This window comes from Sphingomonas arvum (genome assembly GCF_026013565.1).
GTDB classification, from domain to species: Bacteria; Pseudomonadota; Alphaproteobacteria; order Sphingomonadales; family Sphingomonadaceae; genus Sphingomicrobium; species Sphingomicrobium arvum.
In genome coordinates, this window is sequence record NZ_JAPDOB010000001.1 from 764045 (window position 1) to 786013 (window position 21969).

Below are 21969 nucleotides of genomic sequence, written 5' to 3' on the forward strand. Positions count from 1 at the left end.
AGCAGGAGGCACGGTGAAGTTCGTCTGGGAGACGCGGTTCTAAACAGACCGCCCATGGTCTCCCGGGCCGATACTTCCGGCCGCTGACCATGTTCGAGGCGACCGTCACAGCAAAGTGGCGGTCGCCTTTGACTTGTCTGGCAGGGGGCGAACGGAACCGTTTCGCGCCTGCATCGTCTCTGTTCCCGACGAACAACAGGAGGTCAACCGTGGCCAAAGGCAGCAGCAGGGGCAGGTCGAACAACAACGGCGGCAGCGCCAGCTTCACCAACCAGGATAGCAGTCTGGGCACCGGCGGGACAGCCGGCAGCAATCCCCAGGGTGACTCGCAGTCGCAGCAGCAGCAGCAGCAGCAGCAACAGTCGGGCAGCAGCGAAGGCTTCGCCGGGATCGACGCGGGCGAAGCGATGGACAAGCTCGCCAAGGCCGCGATGAGCAAGGAAATGCTCGCCGCCGGTCTGGCCGCGGCGGCGGCGGCGATCAGTGCCTCCCCCAGCGTGCGCAAGAAGATACGCGACGCCGGTTCGGACGCGGCGGACACCGCCAGCAAGGCTGGTAGCTCGGTTGCGCGCCTGGGCTCGCTCATCGCGGACGCGGTCGCCGATGCGGCGCAGCGCGTGCTGTCGGGCGACATCTTCGGCGGCGGTAACAAGAGCAGCGGCAACAGCGGCTCGTCGTCGCGCTCCGGCGGCAACGGCTCGTCGGGCAAGGCCTCAACTCGCAGCAGCGGCGCCAGAAGCGGCGGCACCTCCTCACGCAGCACCGCGGGCAAGAGCGGCGGTGAAGCCAAGCCGACCCGCAGCGCGGCGTCTCGCTCGTCGTCGGGAAGCACCCGGGCCAAGAAGAGCGACACGGGCGAGAGGAGTGGCGGCAAGTCCGGCTCGACCGGCACCCGCGGCCGCGCCGCGAGCTCCGGGACGCGCTCGCGCTCCTCGTCCGGCACCGGCCGCTCCTCGACGGCTGCCACACGGCGCGGCAGCAGTGGTGGGACACGCGGGCGCCCCAAGAAAGACGGTGGTGATAACAGCGGTGGCGGCGGCGGCGAAGGCGGCCGCAATTCCTAAGCTTCGCCCATTGAGATAACCCGAAGAGGCAAGCCGGCCACCGTGCCGACTTGCCTCTTCTCACATCTGCACGCCCATGCCATGGCGCGGGTATGACTCCATTTTCCGTCGTCATCCTCGCGGCCGGCCAGGGCACGCGCATGCGGTCCGATACGCATAAGGTGCTGCACCCGGTCGCTGGCCGGCCGATGCTGGAACATCTGCTCGACACGGTCGACCGGCTCGGCGCGGAGCGGCGGGTGGTGGTGGTCGGGAAGGGCCGCGAGCAGGTCGAGGCGGCAGTGGCCGGGCACGATGTGCTGCTGGCCGTGCAGGCCGAGCAGAAGGGCACTGGCCATGCCGTGCAACAGGCTGCCGCGGCGCTGGAAGGATTCGAGGGCACGGTGATCGTGCTCTACGGCGACACCCCGTTCGTAGCGGCCGACACGCTGGACGCGATGCGGGAGCGGCTGGACGGACCCGACCGGCCGGGCGTGGTCGTGCTGGCCTCGTCGCCCGCCAACCCCGGCGCCTATGGCCGCGTGATCCTGGGCGACAAGGACGTCATCGCCCGGATGGTCGAGTACAAGGACGCCAACCCGGCCGAGCGCGCGGTGCGCTTGTGCAACTCGGGCATGATGGCGGTGCGCAAGGGCGACCTGTTCCGCTGGCTCGGCCAGGTCGGCAACCAGAATGCCGCGGGCGAGTACTACCTGCCCGACGTGGTGATGGTCGCCGCGCTCGAAAGGCGCCACTCGGTCGCGATCGAATGCGATCCGTGGCAGACCGCGGGCGTCAATAGCCGGGCCGAACTGGCAGCGCTGGAGCGCGACTGGCAGTCGCGCCGGCGGCACCAAGCGCTCGACGAAGGCGCCACCCTGATCGATCCGGACAGCGTCTGGTTCAGCTACGATACCCAGCTCGGCCGCGACGTGACGGTCGAACCGCACGTGGTGTTCGGGCCGGGCGTCAGCGTCGCCGACGACGCCGTGATCCGCGCGTTCAGCCACATCGAGGGCGCCAGCATCGGCGAGGCCTGCGAAATCGGCCCGTTCGCACGGCTGCGCCCCGGCGCGGTGCTGGAGCGCAATGCCAAGGTCGGCAACTTCGTCGAGATGAAGAAGGCGCGGCTGGGCGAAGGCGCCAAGGCCAGCCACCTGACCTACCTGGGCGACGCGGACGTCGGCGCGAAGGCCAACATTGGCGCGGGCACGATCACCTGCAACTACGATGGCTTCTTTAAATACCGGACGCTGATCGGCGAGGGCGCGTTCATCGGCTCCAACTCCTCGCTGGTGGCGCCGGTCAGGGTCGGGGCTGGTGCCATCGTCGGCGCGGGATCTGTCGTCACCCACGACGTGGACGCCGATGCGCTCGGCGTGACCCGCGCGGAGCAGAAGGGACTGTCGGGCTGGGCCGCTCGCTTCCGGGAACGTCAACTGGCCAAGAAGGGTAAGGCGTAAGCATGTGTGGCATCGTCGCCATCGCCGGCAAGGAAGCGGTTGCGCAGCGGCTGTTCGGTGGGCTGAAGCGGCTTGAATATCGGGGCTATGACTCAGCCGGCATTTGCACGGTTGTGGACGGCCGGTTCGAGCGCCAGCGGGCCGAGGGCAAGCTCGACAATTTGGCCGCCAAGCTGGCCGAAGATCGCCCCGAGGGCACAATCGGCATCGCCCACACGCGCTGGGCGACGCACGGCGCGCCAACGGAAGGCAACGCCCACCCGCACATCGTTGGGCCGGTCGCGCTGGTCCACAACGGCATCATCGAGAACTTCAAGCCGCTGCGCGACGAGCTGATCGCGGACGGGCGCACCTTCCAGTCGGAGACCGACAGCGAGGTTGTTGCCCACCTCGTCGCGCGCGAGCTCGAGCGCGGCGCGGAGCCGCAGGCGGCGGTGGCGACGGTGCTCCCGCGGCTGCACGGCGCCTTTGCCATGGCCTTCCTCTTTCGCGACGATCCCGACCTGATCGTTGGCGCGCGCATGGGAGCGCCGCTCACAGTCGGCTTCGGCGAGGGTGAGAACTACCTTGGGTCAGACGCAATCGCGCTGGCGCCATGGACTAGGCGCATTGCCTACCTGGACGAGGGCGACTGGATTGCGGTTCGGCGCGGGTCCGTGCAGATCTTCGATCGCTTCAACCAGCCCGTCGAACGCCCGCAGGTGGACAGCGGTGCGTCGGCCGAAGCGATCAGCAAGGGTAACCATGCGCATTTCATGCGCAAGGAGATCTTCGAGCAGCCGATCGTGGTTGCGCAGACCATGCAGAGCTACGTCCGCGCGTTCGAGGGCGAAGTCGCAATCCCGTCGTTCGAGTTCGACTTGTCGGCGGTCGAGCGGGTCACGGTGGTCGCGTGCGGCACCAGCTTCTACGCCGGCATGGTCGGCAAATACTGGATTGAGCGGTTCGCCCGCGTGCCGGTCGACATCGATGTGGCAAGCGAGTTTCGCTACCGCGATCCGGTGCTGGAACCCGGCGGGCTGGCGCTGTTTATCTCGCAGAGTGGCGAAACGGCGGACACGCTGGCGGCGCTCCGCCACGCGCGCGAGAAGGAGCAGCGAATCGCAGTCGTGGTCAACGTGCCGACCAGCTCAATGGCGCGCGAGGCTGACCTGCTGCTGCCGACTCGGGCCGGACCGGAGATCGGGGTCGCATCGACCAAGGCATTCACCTGCCAGCTGGCTGTACTGGCGGCGCTGGCCACCAACCTAGCCCGTGCCAAGGGGCGGCTGACCGGGGAGGAAGAGCGCGAGATCGTCGCGCATCTTCAGGAAGCGCCGGAGGCGATGAGCCATGCGCTGAACCACGACGCGGACATAGCCGCCATTGCGCCGCTGATCGCGCCGGCCCGCGACGTGCTCTACCTAGGGCGGGGGCCGGATTATCCGATGGCGCTGGAAGGCGCGCTCAAGCTCAAGGAGATCAGCTACATCCACGCCGAAGGCTATGCCGCGGGCGAGATGAAGCATGGGCCGATCGCGCTGATCGACGATCAAGTGCCGGTGATCGTGTTGGCGCCGTCCGGACCGCTGTTCGAGAAGACGGTGAGCAACATGGCGGAGGTCAGGGCGCGGGGCGGCCGGATCGTGCTGATCAGCGATGCGGCCGGCATCGCGGCGGCCGGCGAAGGCTGCATGGCGACGATCGAGATGCCGGAGGTCCACCCATTGATCGCGCCGCTGGTCTATGCCGTGCCGGTGCAACTGCTGGCCTATCATGTCGCCGTGCTGAAGGGCACGGACGTAGACCAGCCGCGCAACCTGGCGAAGAGCGTGACGGTAGAGTGATCGACCTGCTGGTCGTCGGCGGTGGCGCGGCCGGGATCGGGCCGGCGACCGCGGCGATACGGCGCGCCTGGACGCGGCCGAGGAGCTTACGGTCGACACGCACCTGCTGGCCGATCCGCATCGGGCGGACAGCGGCAGTTATATGCTGCGGCCGATGGGAATGCTGGTGGTCGGAGGATTTCTCGGCGGGTGCGGTGCGGAAGCGATTGAGAAGGCGTTTTTGGAGGAGGCAGCCGAGCTAGCTCGCGACGAGCTGCCAGGCTTGCTCGGTAGCGCCATCTGGCGGCGGCTGCAGCCGATCGCCTTGTCACGCTGGGCGTCCGAACCGCTGATCGGTGGCAGCTACAGCCACGCCCGGCCGACCCGGAGCGGTGCCGACCGAGAGCTGCGGAAAGCGGGCGACGAGCGGATCGCCTTCCCCGGCGAGGCCGCGTCAGGAGACGACTTCTCCATGGCTCATGGCGCCCATGCCAGCCGGTGGCAACGGTGGAGCGGCTGTTCGCCTAAGCGGCTTCCTGGCGCTGCGCTTGAAGCATACGAACGTGCGTCATCAGTTTGTCGTAGAAGAAATCGATCACCGCCCGTACCGCAGGATTGTGGCGAACGCGTTCATGGGTGAGCAGCCACAATCGCCGCTTCTCGCGCGGTGGCGGAGCGCATTGGATGAAGTCCGGTTCGGCATCCGCGAGGATGGCGGGGAGGGCTGCGATACCAAGGCCGCTGCGCACGGCGGCGAGCAACCCCGTTGCCGAACCCTGTTCCATGGTCACCCGGTCGGTAAGACCCGCCGCCGCGATCCAGTCCCCATATTCCTCCGCCAAATTGCCGCCACCTCCACCGATGATGGCATGCTGGTGAAGGTCCTCGATCGAGTGAGGCACGCCGTGCCGGGCGGCGTAGTCGCGGCTGCAGTACAGGGTCCAGTCGTCGCGGCAGATGGGCCGGCCAACGACTCCAGCCGGCTGCTCCTTGGAACTGCTGCGCAGCGCGACGTCTGCCTCGCCGGCGCCAAGGTCGCGAACTCCGGGTGACGAGTCGAAGCCGAGACGGACGGCGGGGAAGCGCTCATGGAACTCGGCCAGGTGCGGTGCCAGCAAGCCGATGACGAAGATGTCTTCCGAGGTGAACCGGACGCTGCCAATGGCTTCGCGACCTTGCGCGAAGGCGCGCTGTTCGGCCGCGTTCGCAGCCTGCTCGATTGCCTCGGCATGCGGCACCAGGGCCTGGGCGGCAGCTGTCAGCGCGTAACCAGCGGGCCGACGCTCAAATAAAGGCAGGCCGAGCCCTTCCTCCAGCGCGGCGATGCGCCGGGCGACGGTGGTCTGGCTGACCCGCAATTCGCGCGCGGCCGTAAGCGTGCTGCCGGCGCGGGCCACCGCCAGAAAGTGCCGCCAGTCGTTCCAGTCCGCCTCGCGTCGCATGGATGCATTATGCGCCTCGCGGAAGCGGAGGGCTAGAGTTGCTCGTTGGGCTTGGTGACCGGGAAGGTCCGGCCGGTCTGCCGGTCGAGGCTGCGGGCCGTGTACCAGTCGAGCGCGGCGGCGCCACCAACAAAGGCGAGCGCGCCGGCCATCGCGCCCTTTTTACGCGAGGGCCCGAACGCCAGCAGCAGCGCGCCGGTGTCCATCGCGTCGCCGATCACGCGATTCCAGACGTTGGTGGAGACAGCCGGCCCGCGCAGCAACATGCCGCCAGCAAGGATTTCACGCAGGCCGAAGGCGAAGATGGTCCTGCGCGCCGTGCCCTCCTCATCAAGCCCGAGGAAGCGGGCGAGCCGCCGGGGCGCGCCGACCTCAACCGCTCCGAGCGCGATGCTGAACACTCCCAGGCCGAGGCCAAGCTTCTTGTAATCCATGCCGGATCTCCTCGTTCGGCAGATGAACGGAGCGAGCGGGAGCGCGTTCCTCCCGCGCGCTTACCTGAACCAAGCGGCGTGCCGGACCGTTGACCGGGCTGGGATAGGAGGACGTCATGCGATCGATCACCATCACCGCGCTGCTTGGGGGCGCCGCCATGCTCGGAGCGTGCCAGGGGCAGAACCGCTCCGACGCGCAGGACGTGCTCAACATGCAGAATGATGCACAGGCAGTTCCGAACGACGGCGGGTTGAATGCCGTTGGTACATCCACGACGGGCGCAGGTGCGGTGCTCGATTCAACGCTGCGAACCGCAGACGGCAAGGACGTCGGCGTTGTTGCGGTGCGGGAGGAAGACGGCGGCGTGGTGCTGCAGGTTTCGGCCCGCAACATGCCGCCGGGCACTTATGGCATGCACATCCACTCGGTCGGGAAGTGCGAAGGGCCGAAGTTCGAGAGCGCCGGCGCGCACTGGAACCCAGACAATAAACAGCATGGGACGAAGAACCCGAAGGGGCCGCACGCCGGCGACCTGCCGAACCTCCAAATCGGGCCGGGGGGCAATGGCGGCGCCAACTTCACGCTGCAAGCGGCGCTGCGCACCGGGCTTGCGCCAATGCTGGACACGGACGGCGCGGCGCTGATGATCCACGCCAAGGCCGACGACATGAAGACGGATCCCAGCGGCAACAGCGGTGACCGGATCGCTTGCGCGGTGATCGGGGGCGGCAGCTGAGTTCGTTGCGGCGGCAGGCTGGCCAAATGGGTTGGCAAAGCGGCGAAGCGAAGCGGACTGAAGCCGTGCTCAGGCGTTGATGCGACGAGCAGGCTTTTCAGTGAGGAGTAGGGTTATGCCGCAGCGGTTTACGGCGACGGAGAACGCGTTCGAGAAGGGAATCGAGAAGACCAGTCCGAAGCAGGGTGCGAAGCTGGCGGGCGAGTGGGTCGAGGAGCTGCGCAAGGCGGAGTTCTCCGGCGCCAAGGGCCTGGCAAGCGAGCTGGAGCGGCTGGAGAAGCTGCTGAACGAGGACGAGCCGGACGGCGACAAGCTGCGGACGCTGCTCGACAAGATCGGACAGGACACGGCCAAGGCGGCCGACCGGGCCGAGGACGAGCGGATCGCGGAGAAGGTCCGCAAGCTGGCCGAGGCGATGGGCGCCAAGTCCCCCGCGAAGGCGTAACCGATTACCGCTCGGCGGCCTGCACGGTCAGGCTGCCGGGCGGCAACGGACCAATGAGGTTCTGGGCCGACGCGGAGCCGTCGAGCCAGGGCCGCCAGCTCGCCGCCGGCAGCACCGCCACCTGGCGGCTGTGATAGGGCGCGACGTCCTCGCCAGGCGGGCAGGTGAGCATGGTGAACGCCTCGCCGTGCCCCGGAGCATCGCGGACCAGGCCGGCAATGCCGAGCAGGCCGCCGTCCGGCGCGCTGAACCGCCAGCGATCCTTGCGCTTCGCCTTGGGGTCCGAGGGCGCCGTGAACTCGTAGAAACCGTCAGCGAGGATCAGGCAGCGGCCGGATCCGAACTCACGATTGTCGGAGCGGAAGTTGTAGACCGGCTTGCCGCCCGGGCCGGGCCAGCTCCAGCGGCGGACCACCAGTTCGACGCCGCGCGCTCCGGCCCGGACGATCGGGGCGGAGTCGGTGATGGCGATGTTGCGCGGCGCCAGGTTGGGGATGCCGTCCGGCATGACCAGCGGCATCCCCTCGTCGCGGAACAGCCGCGCGATCTCATCGGCGGAGCGGGTCTGGGAGTACAGGTTGCACATCAGACCCGCATTGCCGGTTAGTAGCGGCCCGGCGCAAGCTGGCGCAGGCGGACGTCGCGGACCTGGCCGTTGTAATCGACGTCGCAGCGGAAGCTGATGTCGCCCTGCGCCGCCGCATACGGCTGGTTGTAGCCGTTGTTGTATGGCTGGTTGTAGCCGTTGGTGCGCACGCCGCTGTCGATCAGGCCGTTGACGCGCAGGCCGCGGTTACGCTGCTGGACGTCGGTGATGGCGGTCACGCGGGTGTTGGTGCCGTAACCCGGCTGATACTGGCCGTAGCGCCGATTGCCGTAGCCCTGGCTGTACTGGCGGGCGACCTGGGCCTGGGCGGCGTTGGCGCACTGCTGGATCGCCGCGCGATTGTTGGCCGGGTAGCGGCCGAGCAGCTGGTCGAGAAGGCTGCGCTGCTGACCGTAGCCGTAGCCGGGCTGCGGATAGCCGGGCTGCGGATAGGCCTGGCCGGGGTAGGGGGCGGGCTGCGGGTAGGTCTGCTGGGGATAAGGCTGCTGCGGATAATATTGCGCGGCGGCGGGCGCGGCGAGCGCGCCCAGCGTCGCGGCGGCGGCGAGCAGGGTGATGGTTCGCATCGGTTCTTCCTCATTCTCCGCCGGAAAACGCCGGGGGAGTTCACGGGAGGGGAACGGCTGGACCCGAAACGGGATGCATGAACAGGAGATAACGCCCGAAGCGCCGAGACCAAGGGAGCGGTTGCGCAGCAACCGCGAGCTTGGCCGAGAGCCGCGAAAGGCCGGCCGACAGGTGCGCGAAGCGCAGCCTGATCGACGTCACGGATTTACTCCGTGCCGGCCTACCCCTCACTCGGCCCGCACGCCCTCGTCATACTTGCGCTTCATGCAGCGCAGGGTTTCCAGCTTGCCCGCGTCCGAGGCGAAGGAGCCGACCGTGGCGCATTCGCGGACGAGCAGGCGGGCGGTGTCGGGATCGTCGGCCTTGATCTGGCGGACCGCCTGCTGGAGCTGCTCCAGCTCAGGCGACGCGGGGCCGGACTGTTCGGCGCTGCTGGCCTGGCAGGAGGCGAGCGCGACGATGGCGAAGATGACGGGGTTGAACCTGACCATGGCCCGGCGTGTAGGCCCCGACTGCGAAGAGTAAGTTAATGCCGCCTGCAGCGCCGAGGCCAAGTGAGCGATTGCGCAGCAACCGGGAGCTTGGCCGAGAGACGCGGAAGGCCGGCCAGCCTGCGGGCGAGCCGCGCAAGCGGCGAGGGCGGCAGGACTGACGTCAATACTGGTTCCTGTGACGGCCTCACGACAGAGGCCGTAGGTCAGGCCGAACGCCGCAAATCCATTCCCAGCACGGTAAACAGATGCTGCAGCCAACCTACAGTTCTGCGGAAAGAACCATTGTCGACAATGTATAATTAAGCGTTAGTAAGTAGCATAGAACGCTGGTCGGAGTGCTGGGATCATGTTGATCGAAAGTGTTAGGATTAAGAGCTTTCAGTCTTTCGACGACAGCGGCATGATCCACTTCCAGCCGGGCATGAATTTGATCGTAGGGCAGAATAATGTGGGCAAAAGCGCACTACTTAGATCGATGCTTCCCGCGCTGGCAGACGATCGACACAGGACTGCCGACCGGTGGCAAGAACACCACCTACGTCGACCGGAGATAGCGCTTGATCTCGTTTTGAGTGGTAGAGAATTATACGAAGAGATTCTTGTCAAGGGAGAAAGCCAAACTACCTACATCCCCATATCGCCGGAGAAACTTCCCCAATCCTCAGACTTCGTCTTTGAGTTGCTGAATAGTCCGGGCATAAAGTTTCAATTGACTAGGCGCCCAGGAGCCGGATTTGAAAGTCCCTATCCATCTCATCAGCTTTTCACATATGACCAGCGGATCGGCCAGCAAGTTAGTGCGGCGCTTTCCGTAAGAGATCTAGAATTAACAATAAATAACCAATACACCACATCTGACTCTCTTCCAGAACTAGCTAATTCGATCTGGGGGAAAGGCATGTTCTACTTCGCCGCGGAACGGATGAATGTCGGCGAGGCAAACCCTGGATATGATGCTAGGCTTGCATCGAACGCAAGTAATCTGCCAAACGTTCTTAATACGCTTAACAGTGAGCGGGGAACGGTATTCCAGAAACTAGTCTATCATTTGCGTGAAATTTTTCCTACGGTGGGAAATATCAGTGTTCGAACGAGGCCTAGTGACAACCGGCTAGAAATTCGAGTGTGGCCAACTGAGCAGATGGACCACATCAATCTCAGTTTTCCGCTAAGCTCCTCTGGGACAGGAGTTTCGCAAGTTCTCTCGCTTCTTACGGCGATAATGACTGTCGAGGGTCAGGCCGTGGTGATGATCGACGAGATAAACAGTTTTCTTCATCCGGCAGCAGTCAAGGCCCTACTGCGCATCATCAACAGTGATTACTCGAGACACCAGTACATCATTTCTTCCCATGCACCCGAGGTGATAAGCCACGGCAAGTCAAGTAGCGTCCACCTTGTACGACGCCATGCTTATGAGACAAAAGTCGAGAGGATAGACATCGAAAAAGTGGAGGAAGCTCGCTCGGTGGCCGAGCACTTAGGCGTGTCAATGTCGGACGTGTTTGCAGCCGAGCGAGTAATTTGGGTAGAGGGCCAGACAGAAGAGATTTGCTTTCCCACTCTGTACAAAGCTCTAGTCGCGGAGATCCCGCGCGGAGTGGTGTTTATCAGCGTTCTCGCGACTGGTGACTTCAACCGAACCAAGGATGCAGATAGAGTATTCGAAGTCTATAAGAGACTTACATCCGCCACCTCCACAATTCTGGTTGGGGTTGTGTTTAGTTTCGATGCAGAAGGTTTGTCGGAAACTCAGAAGAATGACTTGCAGCGAAAAGCGCAAGGATCCGTGATGTTTTTGCCGCGCCGAAACCTAGAAAGCTTTTGCATCGACGCGGAGGCTCTTGGTGACTTCATAAACTCAAAAGCCGAGAAAGTGATCGTCAATAGTGCCCTTGTAGAAGCGAAGCTGAAGGAACTTGCCGGAAGTGAGGGCAACCGGACTCAGGCTTGGGATGGTGACTTGAATGACCGAGAATGGTTGGGGGAAGTCGACGGAGCTAAGATAGTTCAGCAGGCCTGTCGGGCGCTATCGGACGAGACGGTCACGTTTTCTAAGAAGGACGACTCCCTCTCCGTTCTTATGTCGATTGCGAAGCGGAAGCCGCAACAATTGGCGGAGTTGACGGCCTATCTCAGAAGCCTCGTTGGCAAAGCTGTCCAAAGCGACGAGGGCTAGGGCGCTCGTCTAGCCAAGGCATAAGTTGCCGCGGCACCACCCTCACTCGGCCGCAGCAGCCACCGCCTCGCTCTTCCGCCGCCGCACACGCTTCGTCACCGCCGCACCCTCGTCCCCCTCTGAACGCCCTTCGACGGCGCTCGGGACGAGCGGGGCGGAAGCGGCCCGCTCCAACAACGGCGCCAGGTACCGCCCGGTGAAGCTCCGCGGCTCCTGCACCACCTGCTCGGGCGTGCCCTGGGCCACGATCTCGCCGCCGTTGACGCCGCCATCGGGCCCCAGGTCCAGGACCCAGTCCGCGGTCTTGATGACGTCGAGGTTGTGTTCGATCACGACCACGGTGTTGCCCTGCTCGACTAGGGCGTGGAGGACTTCGAGGAGCTTGCGGACGTCTTCGAAGTGCAAGCCCGTGGTGGGCTCGTCGAGGATGTAGAGGGTGTTGCCGGTGGCGCGGCGGCTGAGCTCCTTGGCGAGCTTGACCCGCTGGGCCTCGCCGCCGGACAGGGTGGTCGCCTGCTGCCCGACCTTGACGTAGCCCAGGCCGACCTCGGCCAGCATCGCCATCTTTTCCCGGATGCCGGGAACGGCGCGGAAGAACTCCACCGCGTCCTCCACCGTCATGTCGAGCACGTCGGCGATGCTCTTGCCCTTGTGCAGGACCTCCAGCGTTTCGCGGTTGTAGCGCTTGCCCTGACAAACGTCGCAGGTGACGTAGACGTCGGGGAGGAAGTGCATCTCGATCTTCAGCACGCCGTCGCCGCAGCAGGCCTCGCAGCGGCCGCCCTTGACGTTGAAGGAAAAGCGGCCGGGCTTGTAGCCGCGTTCCTGGCTTTCGGGGAGGCCGGCGAACCAGTCGCGGATCTGGGTGAAGGCGCCGGTGTAGGTGGCCGGGTTGGAGCGCGGGGTGCGGCCGATCGGCGACTGGTCGATGTCGATGACCTTGTCGAGCTGATCGAGGCCGGTGACCTTGTCATGCTTGCCGGCGAGGATGCGGGCGCCGTTCAGGTGGCGGGCGGCGGCGGCGTAGAGGGTGTCGATCGTGAAGCTCGACTTGCCCGAGCCGGAGACGCCGGTGACGCAGGTGAAGGTGCCGAGGGGGATGGAGGCGGTGACTCCGCGCAGGTTGTTCTCGCGCGCGTTGTGGACGGTGATCTTCTTGCCCGAGCCGCGGCGGCGCTTGGCGGGCAGCGGGATGGCGCGGCGGCCGGAGAGATAGTCGGCGGTGAGGCTGCCGTCCGTGGCGAGGAGGCCGTCGAGGGTGCCGGAGAAGATCACGTCGCCGCCGTGGACGCCGGCGCCGGGGCCCATGTCGATGACGTGGTCGGCGGTGCGGATGGCGTCCTCGTCATGTTCGACCACCAGCACGGTGTTGCCGAGGGACTTCAGGCGGCGGAGGGTCTCCAGCAGGCGGTCGTTGTCCTTCTGGTGAAGGCCGATGGAGGGCTCGTCGAGGACGTAGAGGACGCCGGACAGGCCCGAGCCGATCTGGGAAGCGAGACGAATGCGCTGGCTTTCGCCGCCGGACAGGGTGCCGGAAGTGCGGTCGAGGTGGAGGTAGTCGAGGCCGACGTTGTGGAGGAAGCCCAGGCGCTCGTTGATCTCCTTGAGGATGGCGCGGGCAATCTCCTGCTGCTGCGCGGTGAGGCGCGGTTCGAGGCTGCCGAACCAGGCGTGGGCGTCGGCGACGGAGCGACGGACGGCGACCGAGATGTCCTCGCCGGCAATCTTGACGCTGAGCGCCTCGGGCTTGAGGCGGGCGCCGCGGCAAACCTCGCACGGGTGGGCGGCCTGGTAGCGGGACAGTTCCTCCTTCATCCAGGCGGATTCGGTCTGGAGGAGACGGCGGTTGAGGTTGCCGATCACGCCTTCGAACGGCTTCTTAACCTCGTAGCTCTTCTTGCCGTCGATGAAGCGGAGGACGACCGGCTGGCCGCCGGTGCCGTGGAGGATGGCGCGCTGGTGCTCGGGCGCGAGGCCGGCCCAAGGGGTCTGCAGGTCAAAACCGTAGTGGCGCGCGAGGCTGCTCAGCACCTGCATGTAGTATGGTGAGGGCGGCTGGCTCTTCGCCCAGGGGACGACGGCGCCCTTGGCGAGGCTGAGGTCGTGGTTGGGGACGACCAGGTCCTCGTCAAACTCCATCTTCTCGCCAAGCCCGTCGCAACCGGGGCAGGCGCCCTGGGGCGCGTTGAAGGAGAACAGGCGGGGCTCGATCTCGGGGATGGTGAAGCCGCTGACCGGGCAGGCGAACTTCTCGGAGAAGCAGATGCGGCCGAGCGGCGCGTTGGTGGCGAGAACGGCGCGGTCCTTGGCCTTTTCCAGCGCCTCGGCGACGCCGGTGCGCTCGGTGCCAGCCGGCTCGGCCGGCGGGTCGGCGGGGTCAAGGTAGGCGAGGCCCTCGGCGAGCTTCAGCGCGGTCTCGAAGCTGTCGGCCAGGCGGGTCTGGATGCCGTCGCGCACGACGATGCGGTCGACCACTACCTCGATGTCATGCTTGTACTTCTTGTCGAGCGCAGGGGCTTCGTCGATCTCGTAGAATTGGCCGTCGATGCGGACGCGGGTGAAGCCGGCCTTCTGCCACTCCAGCAGCTCTTTCCGATATTCGCCCTTGCGGCCGCGGACCACGGGGGCGAGCAGGTAGTGACGGGTGCCTTCGGGTAGCGCCATGACGCGGTCGACCATCTGGCTGACCTGCTGCGCCTCTATCGGCAGGCCGGTGGCGGGCGAGTAGGGGACGCCGACGCGCGCCCAGAGCAGGCGCATGTAGTCGTAGATCTCGGTCACGGTGGCGACCGTCGAGCGCGGGTTGCGCGAGGTCGTCTTCTGCTCGATCGAGATAGCGGGGGAGAGGCCATCGATATGCTCGACGTCCGGCTTCTGCATCATCTCGAGGAACTGGCGGGCGTAGGCCGAAAGGGACTCGACGTAGCGGCGCTGCCCTTCGGCGTAGATGGTGTCGAACGCGAGGGACGACTTGCCCGAGCCGGACAGACCGGTGATCACCGTCAGCGCATCGCGCGGGATGTCGACGGAGACGTTCTTGAGGTTGTGCTCCTTGGCGCCCCGAACCGAGATATGAGTCAGCATGAGGTGAGTTTGTTCCCAATTCGTTCCGGAGGCAAGCGCGCGTGCGCGAGCGAACGGGCGAGATGGGTCCGGGAGGGGTGAAAGGCAAGCAGGACAGCGGTTTGCCTGCCCGCTTCTCCGGAGCCGGGGAACGGTTTATGCTGCCCGCATGGGGGAGCAGGTCGCCACTGGCGCGGTGCGGAACGGGCGGGTGGTGCTGGCTCGGGAGGAGCCGTTCCAGCTGGGCCGGCTGACGGTCGAGCCGGGAACCCGCCAAGTCCATGCCAGCCAGCGGAGCGAGACGGTCGAGCCCCGGGTGATGCAGGTGCTGGTGGCGCTGGCGCGGGCCGAGGGCGCGGTGGTCAGCCGCGACGACCTGATCGAGCGCTGCTGGGACGGGCGGATCGTCACGGACGATGCGATCAACCGCGTGCTGTCGCGCATCCGCCAGCTGGCGGGCGGCATCGGCGAAGGCAGTTTCTCAATCGAGACGATCGCGCGGGTCGGCTACCGGCTGCGGGAGGATGGGGCGGACGAGCGGCGCGTGGTGCCCTTCCCGGGCGCCCCGGCCGGAGCGGCTTCCACGGGCGGCATCGATCGACGCACGTTCATCGGCGCGGCGGCGGGAATGGCGGCGCTGGGAGCGGCCGGCGGATTGTGGTGGGCGAAGCCGTGGGCGCATCGGCCGGCGCCCGAAGCCAGTGCGCTGTTCGACCGTGGCACCCTGCTGCTGCGGGAGGGCCTGCCGGGACAGGTCAGGCAGGCGGTGTCCTATTTCGAGCAGGCGGTCAGGGTCGACCCCGACTATGCCGAGGCGTGGGGCGCGCTGGCGCTGACCTACTCGCACCAGCTGGAGGGCTTCGACGCGGGTGAGGCGGGCGGCTTGGCGGTGCGGATCCGCGCGGCGGCGCGGCGGGCGCTGGAGCTCGACGCGGGCAATGCGGACGCGCGGCTCGCGCTGGTGTTCATCACGCCCTATTTCCGCCACTGGGCTGCCAAGGAAGCCGAGCTGCGCGCGGTGCTGCGCGACCATCCGCGGCACTGGCTGGCGCACGGCCGGCTTGGCGTGCTGCTGTACCAAGTGGGGCGCACCGAGGACGGGTTGGCGCAGCACCGCAAGGCGGTCGCGATCGAGCCGATGCTGCCGGTCGCTTATGGCTACATGATCGGCGCGCTTGATACGCTCGGGCGGGTCCAGGAGGCTGACGAGCTGGTGGCCACCGCGCGGAGCCGCTGGCCGGCGCACCCGCTGATCGGGTTCGCCACCTTCGAGCATCTGCTGTCCAGCGGCCGGCCGGAAGCGGCGGCCGCCTACCTGCTCGATCCCGACGCCCGGCCCGCGGGGATGCCGGCGGAAGCGTTCGCGCCGCAATTGCGGCTGGCGCAGGCGCTGGCCGGCGGACGGGAGCCGGCGCGGGCGGCGAGTGTCGCCGAGCTGGCGACGATCGGGGCGGACGACATCACGTCGGTGGACTTCATCACGCCGGCCTTCGCGCTGCTCGGCCGCGGCGACCTCGCGCTGGCCAGCCTGGAGCGGTACCTGCTGAATCGCGGCAGCTTCGGCCGGCCGACGCCGATCGGGCCCTACACCCGGCGGTACACGGCGACGCTGTTCACCCCGCCAGTCCGCAGCCTGCGCGAGGAGCCAACCTATGCGGCGTTGCTGCGGCTTAGCGGGCTCGACAGCTACTGGCGCCAGACCGGCACGCGGCCGGACGTGTAAGGGTCGCAAAGTCGGTCAACGGTCGGCATTTCATCAGGCCGACGTCGGCGCGACCGCCGGCCGGCAACGCCACTCTCCTCCACCGCCGCCAAGCGACGCGGCGTTCAAGCGAGGAGACCATCCATGAACCGAGTTTTCATCCGTGCGGCTCTGGCCTGCGCCCTGTCCTTCCCCTTGGCCAATCCGGCCTCCGCCCAAGTCTGCACCAGCGGAACGGGGACCGACAGCGTGGCATGCGGCACGGGCGCGACCGCCGACGGCGCCAATGCGATCGCGGCTGGAACGAACGCGGCGGCGGCGGGCGACAGCGCGATCGCGCTCGGCCGGGCTGCCAGGGGCAGCGGAGAAACGTCAGTGTCGGTCGGGCCGGAGTCGGTGGCGAGCGCCTTGTCCGCCACCGCGCTGGGCTTCCAGACGGTGGCGAGCGGGATCGCCTCCACGGCGCTGGGGCATAACAGCGATGCGACGGCGCTGGGTGCAACGGCGGTCGGGGTCAGCGCGCAGGCGACCAGCAACTTCACCACGGCGGTTGGGCGGATCGCCAATGCATCGGGAATCGGGGCGACTGCGCTGGGCAACAATGCGCAGGCGAGCGCGGCAAACAGCGTGGCGTTGGGCCAGAATCGGTCGCCAACCAGGCCAACACGGTGTCAGTCGGTGCGGTCGGTGCGGAGCGGCGGATCGTCAACGTGGCGGCGGGCACGGCGGCGAACGACGCCGTGAACCTGTCGCAGCTGAACGCCGTCAGCGCCGGCTTCAGCAGCAGCATCGCGTCCTTGCAGGGCGATACGGCGCTGCTGTTCGACCTCGCCGACCGCAACCGGCGCGACATCCGCGAGGCCAATGAAGGCGTGGCCATGGCGCTGGCGCTGGACACGCCATCGGTGCCGGACGGCGCCAAGATCGCGATGTCGGGCGGGATCGGCTATTTCAAGAACCGGACGGCGCTGGCCACCGCCATCTCCCTGGCGGTCAGCGACAAGGGGCTCGTGTCGGCCGGCCTTGGCTACGGCTTCCGCAGCAAGGAAGTGGGCGCCCGGGCCGGGTTCCAGTTCGCCTGGTGACGGGCGAGGGCGGCGGCCGCCTCCTCGCGCGGCCGCCGCTTCCATCTGGCGGGGAGCTTTGCACGCCGGCGGTCGATGCGGCAGGATGCCGGCCAATCGTGGCGAGGTGTCATGCGTGCAGGATTGTTGGCGGTGGCGGGAGTGGTCGCGAGTGCCGGGGCATGCGCGGTGACCGCTCCCGCCGCACCGCGGTGCGTGGTGATTGGCGGCGCGGCGCTGCCGGCCGCGGTCGGCGGCTCGACCGGCGTGTGCGCGGCGATCGAGGCGGCGGTGGCGCGGGCGGCTCCCGGGGCGGACTGGCGGGTCGAGGTGCGATTGCCGCGGCCGTACATCCTGAGCGCCGCCGTGGTGCTTGGCGACGGGCGGCGGCTGCCGGAGCAGCGGCTGACGGTCAGCGACGCGCCACTGTCGCAAGCCATGGTGGAGCGGTTCGCGGAGCGGATCGCGGCGGCGGTCAGGGGCTGACGGCCGGATAGTCGGCGATCGCGTCATAGTGGGCGCCGGCGCGGCCGAGCGTGCTTTCGAACAGGGTGAAGCAGGTGACCGGCCAAGGGTCGCTGGCAAGGGCGGCGTGCTGCTGGAGCCAGGGCTGCAGGCTGGGTTCGCGGCCGGACCAGCGGGCGAGCGTCAGGTGCGGGTGGTAGGCGCGGCGCTCCGGCGCGAGCCCGACCGACTGGCAGACGCGGTCGATCTTGCCGGCGAGGACGGCGAGGGGATCCTTCGGGGCAAGCCCGGCCCACAGGGCGCCGCCGCTCCGGCGGGCGAAACGACCGACACCGCACAGGCGGAGCTCGAACGGGTCGAAGCGGAGGTGCTGGAGTGCCTGGGCGAGGTCTTCGGCGCAGGGACGCTCGACCTCGCCGACAAAGCGGAGGGTGCAGTGGAGCTGCTCGTCGGATTGCCAGCGCAGAGGGTCGGGACCCTCGGTGAGATCCAGGAGAGCGTCGCGGACGGGCTCGGGTGGACGGAGGGCGAGGAAGAGGCGGGGCATGGGGGCTGCTTACTGCGGGAGCGGTCGAGGCGGGAGCCGTCACGGGAGTTAACCCCGTGACGTCGATCGGGTTCGGCGGTGCCGACCCGTCGGCCGGCTGTTGGTGGCTCTTCGCGCTGCTTCGCTGCGCTCGGCACCTTCAGCTTCTACTCACATGTAAGTAGGTCGTTTCGCTGGCGAAAATTCTTGAAACCGGAAGGCCGCCGAACGATATATGTCCGGTGGACGGGCCCCCTGGTCCGCCGACAATGGAGTTAGAGATGCAGAACTGGTCTGACCCGCGCACGACGACCGCCGCGCCACCCGCCGCCTCGGTGGGCGTGCCGCGTGCCGCCCGCGATGCGGGCCTGCGGTCCTACATGCTGAGTGTTTACAACTATATGGCGTCGGGCGTGCTGCTCACCGGCATCGTCGCCTACGCGCTGGCCGCGACGGGAGTCGCCCAGGCGATCTTCTTCAATGGCGGCATCCTCAAGTGGGTGTTCCTGTTTGCGCCACTGATCATGGTCATGGTGATGGGCTTCAAGGCCCAGCGCATGAGCACGGGCGCGATGCAGGCGTTCTTCTGGGCGTTCGCCGCCGTGATGGGCGTGTCGATGTCGGTCATTCCGCTGATCTACAGCGGCACCAGCATCGCGCAGACCTTCTTCGCGACGGCCGCCGCCTTCCTGTCGCTGAGCCTGTGGGGCTACACGACCAAGAAGGACCTGTCGGGCTTCGGCACGTTCCTGATCATGGGCGTTGTTGGCCTGCTGGTGGTGATGCTCGCCAACATCTTCATCCGCTCGGACGCGCTCAGCATGATGATCAGCGTGGTCGGCGTGTTCCTGTTCGCAGGGCTCACCGCCTTCGACACGCAGAAGATCAAGAGCATGTACGCCCACGTTGCGGGCAGCGACATGATCGGCAAGACGGCGATCATGGGTGCGCTGACCCTCTACCTGGACTTCATCAACATGTTCCAGTTCCTGCTGAGCATCATGGGCGACCGCCGCTAAGCTTGGCTGGAGAAGCAATGGAGGGCCCGGTGGAGCGATCCGCCGGGCCTTTCCTTTTTCCGCGCAACAGGGAGTGACGAAATGGCGGAGCGGTTCGAGCGGCACAAGCAGCCGTGGACCCCGGACGAGCTGGCGAAGCTGCGGACGCTGGCGGCGAAGGGCATGGCGCTGAAGGCCCTAGCCAAGGCGCTGACCCGCAGCGAGGAGTCGATCAAGCAGCGGGCCAAGGAAGACGGGCTGAAGATCGCCAAGCTGCGGTAGGGCGCTCCGGAAGGCTGCCCGCACAAGCGAGCAGGAGAAACCTTGGCGGGTGTGGAGGCGTTCGCAAGTGATTGGACCAACCAGTCACAGGCAGGATCGCCCGATGCGTGCCATGAATTACCGCGGACCCTACCGGGTGCGCGTCGACCAGAAGCCAGACCCCCGGATCGAGCATCCGCGCGACGCCATCGTCAAGGTGACGCGCAGCTGCATCTGCGGGTCCGACCTGCACCTTTACCATGGCATGGTGCCGGACACCCGCGTCGGCCAGACGTTCGGACACGAGTTCTGCGGGATCGTCGAGGAGGTTGGGCCGGAGGTCCAGAACCTCAAGGCCGGCGACCATGTGCTGGTGCCGTTCAACATCGCCTGCGGCCAGTGCCACTTCTGCAAGCAGGGCCTCTTCGGAAACTGCCATGAGTCCAACCCATCGGCGACGGCGGTGGGCGGCATCTTCGGCTATTCGCACACGGCCGGCGGGTTCGACGGCGGGCAGGCGGAATATGCTCGCGTGCCCTATGCCGACTTCGGTCCAACGATCATCCCCGACTGGATGGACCCGGACGATGCCGTGCTGCTGACGGACGTGGTGCCGACAGGCTACCAGGCGGCCGAGATGGCGGGCATCCAGAAGGGCGACACGGTGGTCGTGTTCGGCGCCGGCCCGGTCGGCATGCTGGCGGCCCGTTCGGCCTGGCTGTTCGGGGCGGGCCGGGTGATCGTCCTCGATCACATCGACTACCGGTTGGAGTTCGTGAAGAAGTTCGCACCCGCCGAGGTGTACAACTTCAAGGAGCTGGATGACGTGGTCGTCTTCATGAAGAAGACCACGGACGGCCTCGGCGCCGACGTGTGCATCGACGCGGTCGGCGCGGAAGCGACCGGCAGCATGCTGCAGACCATCCTGGGCAAGCGGCTGAAGCTAGAAGCGGGCTCGGCCATCGCGCTCCACTGGGCGATCAACTCGGTGAAGAAAGGCGGGGTCGTGTCGATCGTCGGGGTCTATGGCCCGACCGGCAACATGGTCCCGATCGGCAACGTGGTGAACAAGGGCCTGACGATCAGGGCCAACCAGGCGAGCGTCAAACGGCTACTGCCGCGGCTGATCGAGCATGTCCGGGCCGGCAACATCGATCCCAAGGCGATCATCACCCACCGGGTGCCGCTGGACGACATCGCCGACGCCTATCACATCTTCTCCGACAAGCTGGACAACTGCATCAAGCCGCTCCTCCTGCCGGCGGGCGCATGAGGAGCCAAGTCATGAACGAGCAAGCCCTCGCTCGGCCGAGCAACCCCGCCATGGCCGTCGACACCAGCAGCATCGTCGGCTGGGGCGTCGACGCCAATCCGCAGAACGACCCGACCTATCCCTATCGCGACCGGTCGGGCGACAACCACAGCGGCGAGTGGGAACGGCCGACCCAGCAGGAGCCCAGCGTCGAGTTGCTGAAGTCGGTCGAGCACAAGTGGCTGCCGGCCGTGTTCGGCACGTCCAGCCCGCCGAGCGGGATCAGCGGCTCGATGCGCCGGCTGGCCTTCCGCTGGAGCGAGTCCAACTGGGCGCACTGGCTGCTGCTGATCGGTGCCGACCGGGTGAACATGGTCGAGGGACTGGTGTCAGACCTGGCGCACGGCCGGATCCCGAACGTGCCCAAGGAGATGGGCGTGCCGGCCGAGTGGCGGCACAACAAGACTGGGCTGGTGAAAAAGCTGACGGTCGCGAGTGCGATCGTGGGTGGCGGCGTCGCACTGGTCGCAGCCCGCCGTCGCAAGCGCGACCGGACTAGCTGAGGTAGCGCTTGAAGAACGCCAGGGTGCGCTGCCAGGCAAGGTCGGCGGCGGCCTTGTTGTAGCGCTCGGCCGAGGTGTCGTTGTTGAAGGCATGGTCGGCGCCTTCGTACGTGAAGCTGTCGACCGGCTTGCCAGCAGCCTTGAGGGCGGCGACCCACGGCTTGCCGGTGGCGTTCACCCGGTCGTCGCGGCCGGCGTAGTGGAGCAGCAATGGCGCCTGGACCTTGGGCGCTTCGGCCGGGTTCGGGGCGGGGCCGTAGTAAGCGACTCCGGCATCGAGCTTCGTGCCGGCGGCGACTGCCAGCCGGTTCACGAACCCGCCGCCCCAGCAGAAGCCGACAACGCCGACCTTGCCGTTGCCGCCGCTGTTGCGGTGCAGCCGGTCGAGCATGGCCGTGGCGTCACGGACCGACCTGGCGAGGTCGAGCTTGTTGATCAGCTCGCGGGCCCGGTCCTCGTTGGTCGGCGTACCGCCCGCGGGCGCCAGCAGGTCGGGAGCGACGGCGAAGTAGCCGGCCAGCGCCAGCCGGCGAGTAACGTCGCGGATGTGGGCGTTCAGCCCGCGGTTCTCGTGGATGACCAGCACGGCGGGAAGCTTGCCCGAGCGCTTGCGCGGCATGGCGCCGTAGACCGGATAGTTGGCGAGGCTGAGCCCGCCGGTGCGCAGGCGGGTGTCGCCTTCGGGAACGATGGCGGCCGCGGCCGGACTGGCCGCGATTGCGCCAATCAGTGCCTCGGCGGCGGCGACGCTGCCGGCCAGCGCAACCATGCGTGACATGAACTCGCGCCTGGGCAGGCCCTCGTGGGTGAAGCGGTCGTAGAGGGCGATCGCCTGCCGTTTGATGCCGTCGTCCACGGT

General features: G+C 67.1%; 23 protein-coding genes. 15 read left to right on the top strand and 8 right to left on the bottom strand.

Features of this window, described 5'->3' with window-relative positions; all coding sequences use genetic code 11:
* Positions 1 to 89 precede the first annotated feature (89 nt).
* The 4 genes from OMW55_RS03750 (at position 90) to OMW55_RS13890 (ending at position 4951) form a co-directional block, all read left to right on the top strand.
* On the top strand, positions 90 to 1064 hold the full coding sequence (locus OMW55_RS03750; RefSeq protein ID WP_264880927.1) for a hypothetical protein: 975 nt from the start codon (positions 90 to 92) through the stop codon (positions 1062 to 1064).
* Between the two features lie 92 nt (positions 1065 to 1156).
* The gene (glmU, locus tag OMW55_RS03755) at positions 1157 to 2506 is read left to right on the top strand and encodes a bifunctional UDP-N-acetylglucosamine diphosphorylase/glucosamine-1-phosphate N-acetyltransferase GlmU (RefSeq protein WP_264880928.1); all 1350 of its coding nucleotides are present in this window, start codon (positions 1157 to 1159) and stop codon (positions 2504 to 2506) included.
* A 2-nt stretch (positions 2507 to 2508) separates the two neighbouring features.
* On the top strand, positions 2509 to 4332 hold the full coding sequence (gene glmS, locus OMW55_RS03760; protein WP_264880929.1) for a glutamine--fructose-6-phosphate transaminase (isomerizing): 1824 nt from the start codon (positions 2509 to 2511) through the stop codon (positions 4330 to 4332).
* 106 nt (positions 4333 to 4438) lie between these two features.
* Complete coding sequence (locus OMW55_RS13890) at positions 4439 to 4951, top strand: FAD-dependent oxidoreductase (protein ID WP_407822118.1); 513 nt, start codon at positions 4439 to 4441, stop codon at positions 4949 to 4951.
* Here the strand turns inward: OMW55_RS13890 and OMW55_RS03765 are convergent.
* Positions 4836 to 5753, bottom strand: coding sequence for a LysR family transcriptional regulator (locus OMW55_RS03765; protein WP_264880930.1), 918 nt, complete (start codon positions 5751 to 5753; stop codon positions 4836 to 4838). The genes OMW55_RS13890 and OMW55_RS03765 overlap by 116 nt on opposite strands.
* A 32-nt stretch (positions 5754 to 5785) precedes the next feature.
* The gene (locus OMW55_RS03770) at positions 5786 to 6187 is read right to left on the bottom strand and encodes a hypothetical protein (RefSeq protein WP_264880931.1); all 402 of its coding nucleotides are present in this window, start codon (positions 6185 to 6187) and stop codon (positions 5786 to 5788) included.
* A gap of 116 nt (positions 6188 to 6303) precedes the next feature.
* Between OMW55_RS03770 and OMW55_RS03775 the strand changes: the two genes are divergently transcribed.
* On the top strand, positions 6304 to 6924 hold the full coding sequence (locus tag OMW55_RS03775) for a superoxide dismutase family protein (RefSeq protein WP_264880932.1): 621 nt from the start codon (positions 6304 to 6306) through the stop codon (positions 6922 to 6924).
* A 115-nt stretch (positions 6925 to 7039) separates the two neighbouring features.
* Positions 7040 to 7369, top strand: coding sequence for a hypothetical protein (locus tag OMW55_RS03780; RefSeq protein WP_264880933.1), 330 nt, complete (start codon positions 7040 to 7042; stop codon positions 7367 to 7369).
* Positions 7370 to 7373: 4 nt separating this feature from the next.
* On the opposite strand, the gene OMW55_RS03785 is transcribed toward OMW55_RS03780, so the two are convergent.
* From OMW55_RS03785 to OMW55_RS03795, 3 genes are all read right to left on the bottom strand, one after another.
* Positions 7374 to 7955 carry an SOS response-associated peptidase gene (locus OMW55_RS03785; RefSeq protein WP_264880934.1) on the bottom strand — a complete coding sequence of 194 codons (582 nt, stop codon included), beginning with the start codon at positions 7953 to 7955 and terminating at the stop codon, positions 7374 to 7376.
* Positions 7956 to 7972: 17 nt separating this feature from the next.
* Positions 7973 to 8542 carry a hypothetical protein gene (locus OMW55_RS03790; protein ID WP_264880936.1) on the bottom strand — a complete coding sequence of 190 codons (570 nt, stop codon included), beginning with the start codon at positions 8540 to 8542 and terminating at the stop codon, positions 7973 to 7975.
* A 228-nt stretch (positions 8543 to 8770) separates the two neighbouring features.
* Positions 8771 to 9034 (bottom strand): hypothetical protein, encoded by a 264-nt coding sequence (locus OMW55_RS03795; RefSeq protein WP_264880939.1) that lies wholly within the window; start codon positions 9032 to 9034, stop codon positions 8771 to 8773.
* A 349-nt stretch (positions 9035 to 9383) separates the two neighbouring features.
* Between OMW55_RS03795 and OMW55_RS03800 the strand changes: the two genes are divergently transcribed.
* Positions 9384 to 11216, top strand: coding sequence for an ATP-dependent nuclease (locus OMW55_RS03800; RefSeq protein WP_264880941.1), 1833 nt, complete (start codon positions 9384 to 9386; stop codon positions 11214 to 11216).
* A gap of 42 nt (positions 11217 to 11258) precedes the next feature.
* Here OMW55_RS03800 and uvrA read toward each other — a convergent pair whose 3' ends face one another.
* The gene (uvrA, locus tag OMW55_RS03805; RefSeq protein WP_264880943.1) at positions 11259 to 14300 is read right to left on the bottom strand and encodes an excinuclease ABC subunit UvrA; all 3042 of its coding nucleotides are present in this window, start codon (positions 14298 to 14300) and stop codon (positions 11259 to 11261) included.
* A gap of 148 nt (positions 14301 to 14448) precedes the next feature.
* Here uvrA and OMW55_RS03810 point away from each other — a divergent pair, with 148 nt between their 5' ends.
* The 4 genes from OMW55_RS03810 to OMW55_RS03825 all read left to right on the top strand — a co-directional run bounded on the left by OMW55_RS03810 (position 14449) and on the right by OMW55_RS03825 (position 17531).
* Complete coding sequence (locus OMW55_RS03810) at positions 14449 to 16002, top strand: winged helix-turn-helix domain-containing protein (protein ID WP_264880945.1); 1554 nt, start codon at positions 14449 to 14451, stop codon at positions 16000 to 16002.
* 123 nt (positions 16003 to 16125) lie between these two features.
* The gene (locus OMW55_RS13895) at positions 16126 to 16725 is read left to right on the top strand and encodes a hypothetical protein (protein ID WP_407822097.1); all 600 of its coding nucleotides are present in this window, start codon (positions 16126 to 16128) and stop codon (positions 16723 to 16725) included.
* Complete coding sequence (locus OMW55_RS03820) at positions 16650 to 17066, top strand: YadA-like family protein (protein ID WP_264880947.1); 417 nt, start codon at positions 16650 to 16652, stop codon at positions 17064 to 17066. Before OMW55_RS13895 ends, OMW55_RS03820 begins: the two co-directional genes overlap by 76 nt.
* A 111-nt stretch (positions 17067 to 17177) precedes the next feature.
* A complete protein-coding gene (locus OMW55_RS03825) occupies positions 17178 to 17531 on the top strand; it encodes a hypothetical protein (protein WP_264880948.1) in 354 nt (117 codons plus the stop codon).
* On the opposite strand, the gene thpR is transcribed toward OMW55_RS03825, so the two are convergent.
* Positions 17521 to 18057 (bottom strand): RNA 2',3'-cyclic phosphodiesterase, encoded by a 537-nt coding sequence (thpR, locus tag OMW55_RS03830; RefSeq protein WP_264880950.1) that lies wholly within the window; start codon positions 18055 to 18057, stop codon positions 17521 to 17523. The genes OMW55_RS03825 and thpR overlap by 11 nt on opposite strands.
* 260 nt (positions 18058 to 18317) lie before the next feature.
* Here thpR and OMW55_RS03835 point away from each other — a divergent pair, with 260 nt between their 5' ends.
* The 4 genes from OMW55_RS03835 (at position 18318) to OMW55_RS03850 (ending at position 21110) form a co-directional block, all read left to right on the top strand.
* Positions 18318 to 19055 (top strand): Bax inhibitor-1/YccA family protein, encoded by a 738-nt coding sequence (locus OMW55_RS03835; protein WP_264880952.1) that lies wholly within the window; start codon positions 18318 to 18320, stop codon positions 19053 to 19055.
* Positions 19056 to 19136: 81 nt separating this feature from the next.
* Positions 19137 to 19316 carry a hypothetical protein gene (locus OMW55_RS03840; RefSeq protein WP_264880953.1) on the top strand — a complete coding sequence of 60 codons (180 nt, stop codon included), beginning with the start codon at positions 19137 to 19139 and terminating at the stop codon, positions 19314 to 19316.
* Between the two features lie 103 nt (positions 19317 to 19419).
* Positions 19420 to 20568 carry a zinc-dependent alcohol dehydrogenase gene (locus OMW55_RS03845; RefSeq protein ID WP_264880955.1) on the top strand — a complete coding sequence of 383 codons (1149 nt, stop codon included), beginning with the start codon at positions 19420 to 19422 and terminating at the stop codon, positions 20566 to 20568.
* A gap of 11 nt (positions 20569 to 20579) precedes the next feature.
* On the top strand, positions 20580 to 21110 hold the full coding sequence (locus tag OMW55_RS03850; protein ID WP_264880956.1) for a hypothetical protein: 531 nt from the start codon (positions 20580 to 20582) through the stop codon (positions 21108 to 21110).
* On the opposite strand, the gene OMW55_RS03855 is transcribed toward OMW55_RS03850, so the two are convergent.
* Entirely contained in the window at positions 21103 to 21966 is an 864-nt protein-coding gene (locus OMW55_RS03855; RefSeq protein WP_264880958.1) for a dienelactone hydrolase family protein, read from the bottom strand. The genes OMW55_RS03850 and OMW55_RS03855 overlap by 8 nt on opposite strands.
* Positions 21967 to 21969: the final 3 nt, after the last annotated feature.

Excerpts from the sequence above, each read along its gene's own strand:
- OMW55_RS03750 (WP_264880927.1), top strand. The coding sequence starts at position 90 with ATGTTCGAGGCGACCGTCACAGCAAAGTGGCGGTCGCCTTTGACTTGT.
- glmU (WP_264880928.1), top strand. The coding sequence starts at position 1,157 with ATGACTCCATTTTCCGTCGTCATCCTCGCGGCCGGCCAGGGCACGCGC.
- glmS (WP_264880929.1), top strand. The coding sequence starts at position 2,509 with ATGTGTGGCATCGTCGCCATCGCCGGCAAGGAAGCGGTTGCGCAGCGG.
- OMW55_RS03765 (WP_264880930.1), bottom strand. The coding sequence starts at position 5,753 with ATGCGACGCGAGGCGGACTGGAACGACTGGCGGCACTTTCTGGCGGTG.
- OMW55_RS03770 (WP_264880931.1), bottom strand. The coding sequence starts at position 6,187 with ATGGATTACAAGAAGCTTGGCCTCGGCCTGGGAGTGTTCAGCATCGCG.
- OMW55_RS03775 (WP_264880932.1), top strand. The coding sequence starts at position 6,304 with ATGCGATCGATCACCATCACCGCGCTGCTTGGGGGCGCCGCCATGCTC.
- OMW55_RS03780 (WP_264880933.1), top strand. The coding sequence starts at position 7,040 with ATGCCGCAGCGGTTTACGGCGACGGAGAACGCGTTCGAGAAGGGAATC.
- OMW55_RS03785 (WP_264880934.1), bottom strand. The coding sequence starts at position 7,955 with ATGTGCAACCTGTACTCCCAGACCCGCTCCGCCGATGAGATCGCGCGG.
- OMW55_RS03790 (WP_264880936.1), bottom strand. The coding sequence starts at position 8,542 with ATGCGAACCATCACCCTGCTCGCCGCCGCCGCGACGCTGGGCGCGCTC.
- OMW55_RS03795 (WP_264880939.1), bottom strand. The coding sequence starts at position 9,034 with ATGGTCAGGTTCAACCCCGTCATCTTCGCCATCGTCGCGCTCGCCTCC.
- OMW55_RS03800 (WP_264880941.1), top strand. The coding sequence starts at position 9,384 with ATGTTGATCGAAAGTGTTAGGATTAAGAGCTTTCAGTCTTTCGACGAC.
- uvrA (WP_264880943.1), bottom strand. The coding sequence starts at position 14,300 with ATGCTGACTCATATCTCGGTTCGGGGCGCCAAGGAGCACAACCTCAAG.
- OMW55_RS03810 (WP_264880945.1), top strand. The coding sequence starts at position 14,449 with ATGGGGGAGCAGGTCGCCACTGGCGCGGTGCGGAACGGGCGGGTGGTG.
- OMW55_RS13895 (WP_407822097.1), top strand. The coding sequence starts at position 16,126 with ATGAACCGAGTTTTCATCCGTGCGGCTCTGGCCTGCGCCCTGTCCTTC.
- OMW55_RS03825 (WP_264880948.1), top strand. The coding sequence starts at position 17,178 with ATGCGTGCAGGATTGTTGGCGGTGGCGGGAGTGGTCGCGAGTGCCGGG.
- thpR (WP_264880950.1), bottom strand. The coding sequence starts at position 18,057 with ATGCCCCGCCTCTTCCTCGCCCTCCGTCCACCCGAGCCCGTCCGCGAC.
- OMW55_RS03835 (WP_264880952.1), top strand. The coding sequence starts at position 18,318 with ATGCAGAACTGGTCTGACCCGCGCACGACGACCGCCGCGCCACCCGCC.
- OMW55_RS03840 (WP_264880953.1), top strand. The coding sequence starts at position 19,137 with ATGGCGGAGCGGTTCGAGCGGCACAAGCAGCCGTGGACCCCGGACGAG.
- OMW55_RS03845 (WP_264880955.1), top strand. The coding sequence starts at position 19,420 with ATGCGTGCCATGAATTACCGCGGACCCTACCGGGTGCGCGTCGACCAG.
- OMW55_RS03850 (WP_264880956.1), top strand. The coding sequence starts at position 20,580 with ATGAACGAGCAAGCCCTCGCTCGGCCGAGCAACCCCGCCATGGCCGTC.